This window comes from uncultured Tessaracoccus sp. (assembly GCF_947255005.1).
Classification (GTDB): domain Bacteria; phylum Actinomycetota; class Actinomycetes; order Propionibacteriales; family Propionibacteriaceae; genus Arachnia.
In genome coordinates this window covers 1-7104 of sequence record NZ_CAMYFI010000088.1, presented here as the reverse complement: position 1 = coordinate 7104, position 7104 = coordinate 1, and the positions used below count along the sequence as shown (strand labels likewise).

Annotated in this window: 4 protein-coding genes; all 4 read right to left on the bottom strand. The window is 63.3% G+C overall.

Annotation, left to right across the window (positions count from 1 at the left end; translation table 11 throughout):
* Positions 1-201: 201 nt before the first annotated feature.
* On the bottom strand, positions 202-1059 hold the full coding sequence (locus Q0X61_RS12175) for a DUF3566 domain-containing protein (protein WP_297743017.1): 858 nt from the start codon (positions 1057-1059) through the stop codon (positions 202-204).
* Entirely contained in the window at positions 1052-3670 is a 2619-nt protein-coding gene (gene gyrA / locus Q0X61_RS12170; RefSeq protein WP_297743015.1) for a DNA gyrase subunit A, read from the bottom strand. Before gyrA ends, Q0X61_RS12175 begins: the two co-directional genes overlap by 8 nt.
* A gap of 10 nt (positions 3671-3680) precedes the next feature.
* On the bottom strand, positions 3681-5756 hold the full coding sequence (gene gyrB / locus Q0X61_RS12165; RefSeq protein WP_297743013.1) for a DNA topoisomerase (ATP-hydrolyzing) subunit B: 2076 nt from the start codon (positions 5754-5756) through the stop codon (positions 3681-3683).
* A gap of 516 nt (positions 5757-6272) precedes the next feature.
* Positions 6273-7094 (bottom strand): HAD-IIA family hydrolase, encoded by an 822-nt coding sequence (locus Q0X61_RS12160; protein ID WP_297743019.1) that lies wholly within the window; start codon positions 7092-7094, stop codon positions 6273-6275.
* Between the last annotated feature and the right edge of the window lie 10 nt (positions 7095-7104).

The window sequence follows — 7104 nt, the reverse complement described above, 5'->3', positions numbered from 1 at the left end:
TATCAGGGCAGCGCTCTAACCAACTGAGCTATAGGCTCGTTCACCGACGTGAAACTTTATCAAACCTCTTCAGCGGCTCGCAAACCGTCGGGAAGGGACGCTGGGCTCTACCCGCGACTGAGCGCACTCCAGATGAAGATTCTGGCCTCATACTGAGCGTTTTCGTCATCTGTTGTGCGCGCAGTCGAGCTTCGCGAGCTATCAGTCCTCAGCCAGCGTGATCTCCAGGCCACCCATCACGACGGAAGCGAGGTTATAGAGGAACGCGAACAACGTAGCCACTGCAGTGAAGATGATGACGTCGATGGCAGCGAGAACGGTCGTCAGCCCCATGACGCGTTGCCAACCCAGGAACTCGTGAATGTTGAAGCGCTCGCCGCCACCTTGCGGGTCGGCGACCACGGAATTCACCAGGTCGTTGATGGTATTCAGCGCATCGGAACCAGCCATGATGGACCACAGCACTCCCACGCCTGCGACGAGCATGACCCCGAATGCAATCGAGAACAGGAACGACGTCTTCATCACCGACCACGGATCAATCCGGTTGATCCGCAGACGCGCCTTGCGGGTGCGTCGCAGCGAAGATGCGCGACCAAGCTGGGAGCCCGGCGGCTCCGAAGCCGACAAAGAGGCACGCGACGGGCGCAGCGCGCGAGATGGAGGCTCAACCGGCTGCGACGCAGTGGCCGACGACACAGACTTGGGCCCAGGTGCGCTGGGCTCTGACTTGGGAGAACGTGTAATGCTGTCGAGCTCCCAGTCGTGGGCGTTCTGCGACTTCCGGGCATCTGGGCGGGCATCCGTCGGAGGCTGCGTAGTGCGCGGCGGAAGCTTCGGCTGGCGCGTGGGATCCTCGTCGCGATCCGGAACGGACGGCTGAGGCTTATTCGGCCCCCCGGACATCTTCGCCGGGCCACCCGTCGGGCCGGGGGTGCCCGTCGATTGCGGGTCGCCCTTGGTGCTTCCGGCGGGCTTTTGGGAGTCAGTATCAGGCTTCCGGGAAAAATCGAGCCCGGGGGAACCGTCGGCGCCAGGCCAGCGCGGCGCATCACTCATCGGTTGCCTCCTCGTTCACATCCGTGTCGTCTACCGTAGCGGCTTCTTCATCCTCCGCAGCAACCGACTCCGCGGATTCTTCTTCTTCCACCTCTGTTTCAGGGTAGAGCGCAATCACACTCACGGCGTCGTCGCCCCGCACGCCGACGAACTTCACGCCCATCGTGTCGCGCCCCTTCACCGGCACCTCCGCCACGGCGGAGCGGGTGATCTGCCCGGAATGCTTGATGGCGATGACCTCGTCCGTTTCGTCGACGATGAGCCCACCGACGAGCGAGCCGCGGTCGTCGACGAGCTTCATGGCCTTGATGCCGAGCCCGCCACGCCCCTGCGTACGGTACTCACTGATCTTGGTGCGCTTGGCGTAGCCGGCCTGCGTGACGGTGAACACAAACCGCTCGTCCTCCTCACCATCGGCGGGGAGCACGGACATGCTGAGCAGCTCGTCGGTTTCGCCACCCACCTCACGGAAGCGCATTCCGGTGACGCCCGACGTCGCGCGCCCGGTGGGGCGAAGTTGCTCGTCGGAAGCCTGGAACCGAATCGCCTGGCCCTTCTTCGACAGCAGCAGCACGTCGTCGTCGGCAGAGCAGATCTCGGCGCCGATGAGCTCATCGTCCTCGTCGCGGAAGTTGATGGCAATCACGCCCGCCTGGCGCGACGAGTCGTAGGCGGTCAGCGCCGTCTTCTTGACGAGGCCCTTCTTCGTCGCCAGAAGCAGGTACGGCGCGTCTTCGTACGTGCGCAACCGCATCACCCGGGCAATTTTCTCGTCGGGAAGGAACGTCAACAGCCCGACGACGTGGCTACCCTTCGCGTCGCGCCCGCCCTCGGGCAGCTGCCACGCCTTAATGCGGTACACACGCCCAAAATTGGTGAAGAACAGCAGCCACTCGTGATTTGTCGCGGTGAACAGGTGCTGAACCTCATCGTCGGCGCGCAACGTCGCCCCACGAACGCCCTTGCCTCCGCGCTTTTGGGCGCGGTACTGGTCGGTGCGGGTGCGCTTGACATAGCCACCGTAGGTGATGGTGACGACCACGTCCTCGTCGGGAATGAAGTCTTCATCAGAGAAGTCACCTTCGGCCGCGATGATCTTCGTGCGACGCTCATCGCCGTACTTGTCGACGATCTCCTGCAGCTCCGTGCCGATGATCTCACGCTGACGCTCCTCCTTGGCGAGGATGTCCTTGAGGTCGGCGATCTTCGCCTCGAGCGCCGCAAGCCGGTCGATCGTCTCCTGACGTTCAAGGGCTGCGAGCCTGCGCAGCTGCATGTCCAAAATGGCGCTGGCTTGCACCTGATCGATGTCGAGCAGCGCCATCAGGCCGGTGCGGGCATCGTCGGCGTTCGGCGAACGCCGGATGAGTGCGATGACCTCGTCGAGCTTGTCGAGGGCCTTCACCAGCCCGCGGTAGATGTGCGCCTTCTTCTCCGCATCCTCCAGCTGGAATTGGGTGCGCCTGCGGATGACCTCCATCTGGTGCTTGATCCACAGCGAGATGAACTGGTCGAGACGCAGCGTGCGGGGCACGTCGTCGACGATGGCCAGCATGTTGCAGCCAAACGATTCCTGCAGCGCCGTGTGCTTGTACAGATTGTTGAGCACGACGCGGGGCTGCGCGTCGCGCTTCAGCACGATCACCAGGCGCAGGCCGGTACGTGCCGACGAGTCGTCGCGAATGTCGGCGATGCCGACGAGCTTGCCGCTGTTGACGAGGTCGGCGATGCGCTGCGCGAGGGTGTCGGGGTTCGTCATGTACGGCAGCTGCTTCACGACGAGCATCTGCCGCCCACGCTCATCTTCCTCGAAGTCGACCACCGCGCGCATCACGACCGAGCCGCGGCCCGTGCGGTACGCGTCTTCGATGCCTTGACGCCCAACGATGAGCGCTCCGCCTGGGAAGTCGGGGCCGTGGATGCGCTGCATCGCCGCCTCCAGGAGCTCCTCACCGCTCGCCTGGGGATGCTCGAGCGCCCACTGCACCGCGTCGCCCACCTCGCGCAGGTTGTGCGTGGGGATGTTCGTCGCCATACCGACGGCGATGCCCGTCGAACCATTCACCAGCAGGTTCGGGAAGCGGGCCGGGAGCACCGTCGGCTCCTGCTCACGGTTGTCGTAGTTGGGCATGAAATCGACGGTGTTCTGGTCGATCTCGCGCACCATCTCGGCAGCGAGTGGGGCCATCTTGCACTCGGTGTATCGCATGGCCGCGGCCTTGTCGTTGCCCTGCGAACCGAAGTTGCCCTGCCCCGCGACGAGGGTGTGGCGCATCGCCCACGGCTGGGCGAGGCGCACGAGGGCGTCGTAGATCGCCGAGTCGCCGTGGGGGTGGTACAAACCCATGACCTCACCGACGACGCGCGAGCACTTGTTCCAGCCGCGGTCGGGGCGGTAGCCGCCGTCCCACATGGCGTACAACACGCGACGGTGCACGGGCTTGAGGCCGTCGCGCACGTCGGGCAGCGCACGCCCGACGATCACGCTCATGGCGTAGTCAAGGTACGATTTTTGGATTTCCTCTTCGAGGTCCGTCGCATCGACGCGACCGTGGCCGCCCGCCTGCAACTCGTCGTTCAGGGCTTCTACCGGAGTTTCTTCGTCTGCCATAGCTTCTTCCTCAGATGTCCAGGAAGCGCACGTCGCGAGCGTTGCGCTGAATGAAGGTGCGTCGCTGCTCAACGTCTTCGCCCATCAGGATGGAGAACATCCGGTCGGCGGCGGCAGCGTCATCCATGGTGACCTGGAGCAGGATGCGGTTTTCGGGGTCCATCGTCGTCTCCCACAGGTCGTCGGCGTTCATTTCGCCGAGGCCCTTGTAGCGCTGGATGGGGTTGACCTGCGGGAGCTTCTTACCGGCCTCGAGGCCAGCCTCACGCAGTGCGTCACGTTCGGCGTCGGTGTAGGCCAGCTCGTGCGGCGCATTCGTCCAGCGCAGCCTGAACAGCGGCGGCTGCGCGAGGTACACGTGACCGGCCTCGATGAGCGGGCGCAGGAAGCGGAAGATCAGCGTCAGCAGCAGCGTGCGGATGTGCGCGCCGTCGACGTCGGCGTCGGCCATGAGCACGAGTTTGTGGTAGCGCAGCCGGTCGATGTCGAAGTCTTCCTGCGCTCCCGTGCCGAGCGCGTTGATGATGGCCTCGACTTCCTTGTTGGCGAGGATCTTGTCCAGGCGGGCCTTCTCGACGTTCAAGATCTTGCCGCGGATGGGCAGGATGGCCTGCGTGCGCGGGTCACGACCACCGCGGGCGGAGCCGCCGGCGGAGTCACCCTCGACGATGAACATCTCGCACTCTTCAGGGTTGCGCGACGAGCAATCCACCAGCTTGCCGGGGAGACCGCCGCCACCGAGCAGGCCCTTGCGGTTGCGCGCCATGTCGCGCGCCTTGCGGGCGGCGATGCGCGCCTGGGCAGCGGCCTGCGACTTGCGGATGATGTCTTTGCCCTCGGCGGGGTTGAGCTCGAACCAGTCGCCCAGCTTCTCCCACATGACGCGCTGCACGAAGGTGCGCGCTTCGGTGTTGCCGAGCTTCGTCTTCGTCTGCCCCTCGAACTGCGGTTCGGCCACCTTAATCGAGATAATGGCGGTGAGACCCTCGCGGATATCGTCACCCGAGACACGATCTTCTTTCTTCTTAATCATGCCCCAGTTTTCGCCCCACTTATTCACGGTATTCGTGAGCGCGGCACGGAATCCCTCTTCGTGCGTTCCGCCTTCGTGGGTAGAAATGGTGTTCGCGAAGGTGTACACGTTCGACGCGTACGACATATTCCACTGCATCGCGATTTCCAGGCTCATTCCCTGATCGGGGGCATGCGCCTCCATATCGATGATGGATTGGTGCACGGGCTCTTTGCCCTTCGAGACGAATCGCACGTAATCCTTGAGCCCCTCGACGTAATGGAACTCGTCGTGGCTGAGGTCGTCCGGGTCGCTCGTGACGTCGCCACCCGTGTCTTCGCCTTCGGCGGCCTCGACGGTGGCGTCCGAGCGACGGTCGTCGAGGACAATGCGCAAACCCTTATTCAGGAACGCCATTTCGCGGAAGCGATTCGCCAGGGTGTCGTAGCTAAATCGCGTTGTTTCAAAGATTTCCGACGATGGATAGAACGTAATAGTGGTGCCTGTGGATTCACCGTCGGCGAGCTCGCGTACGGTCTCCAATTCATACACCGGAACGCCCAGGTTAAATTCCTGGCGATAGAGATGCCCATCTCGACGCACTTCGACGATGAACTTCTCTGACAACGCGTTGACGACGGATGAGCCGACGCCGTGCAGACCACCCGAGACTTTATAGCCGCCGTTGCCGAATTTGCCGCCTGCGTGGAGCACAGTGAGGACGAGGGTGACCGTCGGAATCTTCTCGACAGGGTGCTCTTTCACGGGGATGCCGCGGCCGTTATCGATGACGCGCACGCCGCCGCCGTCGAGCAGCTCGATGTTGATCTGGGAGCAGTAGCCGGCGAGTGCCTCGTCGACGGAGTTGTCGACGATCTCGTAGACGAGGTGATGGAGGCCGCGCTCGCCGGTGGAGCCGATGTACATGCCTGGGCGCTTGCGCACCGCCTCTAGGCCTTCGAGAACCGAGATCTGATCGGCGTCGTAGTCGCCAGACACGGCGCTGTCGGGCTGACCGTCGAGATCGACGGCTGCATCCGTCGCGTCAATCGGGGTGGACTCGTCGTGATCCACGCGTACTCCTTACATGCCGCGGCCGTCGATGCGACGGCCAGCCCCAAGCATACCGTGCTACGGTGGGAAATTGCGCATCGTCTGCGGGCGAAATCCGTTGTACGCCGCTTGAGGGGCATTTACAGCGCCGCGACCACCGTCGGAACGTACTACCCCGCACCATGGGGTTGGCGCGCTGTGGGGCCATGCCGCCGCTTCCATCGTCATGGTTTAGGGGCCCAGCGCTGTGATCGGCGCCACGACTACATCGTCATCGCGGTCAGCGTAATCCTGGTAATGCGTGACCGCCGCTCCGAAGGATTCGTCTACGTGCGCAGGTCACGCACGACGAGCAACTCAAACAGGAACTCCGTCGTAGGAATGTCGTTGAGTAGTCCCTTTGGCGTTGCACCAAGCAATGCACCGTAGTCTTGCGCAACAGCCAGATCCCTACTGATTCGGGATTCTCAATCCTACAAATTCAGGAGTTCTATCCCTACAAGTTTCGGGTTCGTGGCTGACCTCCAGCCTCAGCCCCTACGGCAGCTCGGGTTCCTCGTCGAGAGCATCGAGGTCGGGTGCCCAGCCGTCCACCAACTCGAACACGCCCTCCAGCACCTCGGACGGGCGGAACGGGTACTCCTCCATGGTCTCGCGCGTCTCGATTCCGGTGAGCACGAGCACCGTGTGGAGGCCGGCTTCCATGCCAGCGACGATGTCGGTGGACATCCGATCACCGATCATGCCCGTAGTTTCCGAGTGCACACCAATGCGGTTGAGCGCGGAGCGGAACATCATCGGGTTCGGCTTACCGACGATGTACGGCGCGCGATTCGTCGCCTCCTTCACCAGCGCGATGATGGCACCCGTGGCCGGGAGCACACCGTCGGCGCTGGGCCCCGTCGGGTCGGGGTTCGTCGCGATGAACCTTGCCCCGCCCAGGATGAGGCGGATGGCCGTCGTGATTTGCTCGAAGGAGTAGGTGCGGGTTTCACCGAGCACGACGAAATCCGGAGAGCGATCCGTCATCACAAAACCCGACTCGTGCATGGCGGTAATCAGGCCCGCTTCTCCGACGACGTACGCGGAACCGCCGGACTGCTGACGCTGCAAGAAGTCTGCGGTGGCGAGGGCCGAGGTCCACACCCGGTGTTCCGGAACTTCAAGGCCAGAGGCGTGCAGGCGAGCGGAGAGGTCGCGCGGGGTAAAAATGGAGTTGTTGGTGAGCACCAGGTACTCCGTGCCGCGTTCGTTCCATTGGTCAATGAGATCGCACGCGCCCGGCAGCGCATGATTCTCATGGACGAGCACGCCGTCCATGTCAGTGAGCCAGGAGACGACGTCGGATCGATCAGTCATGCCTACAGCT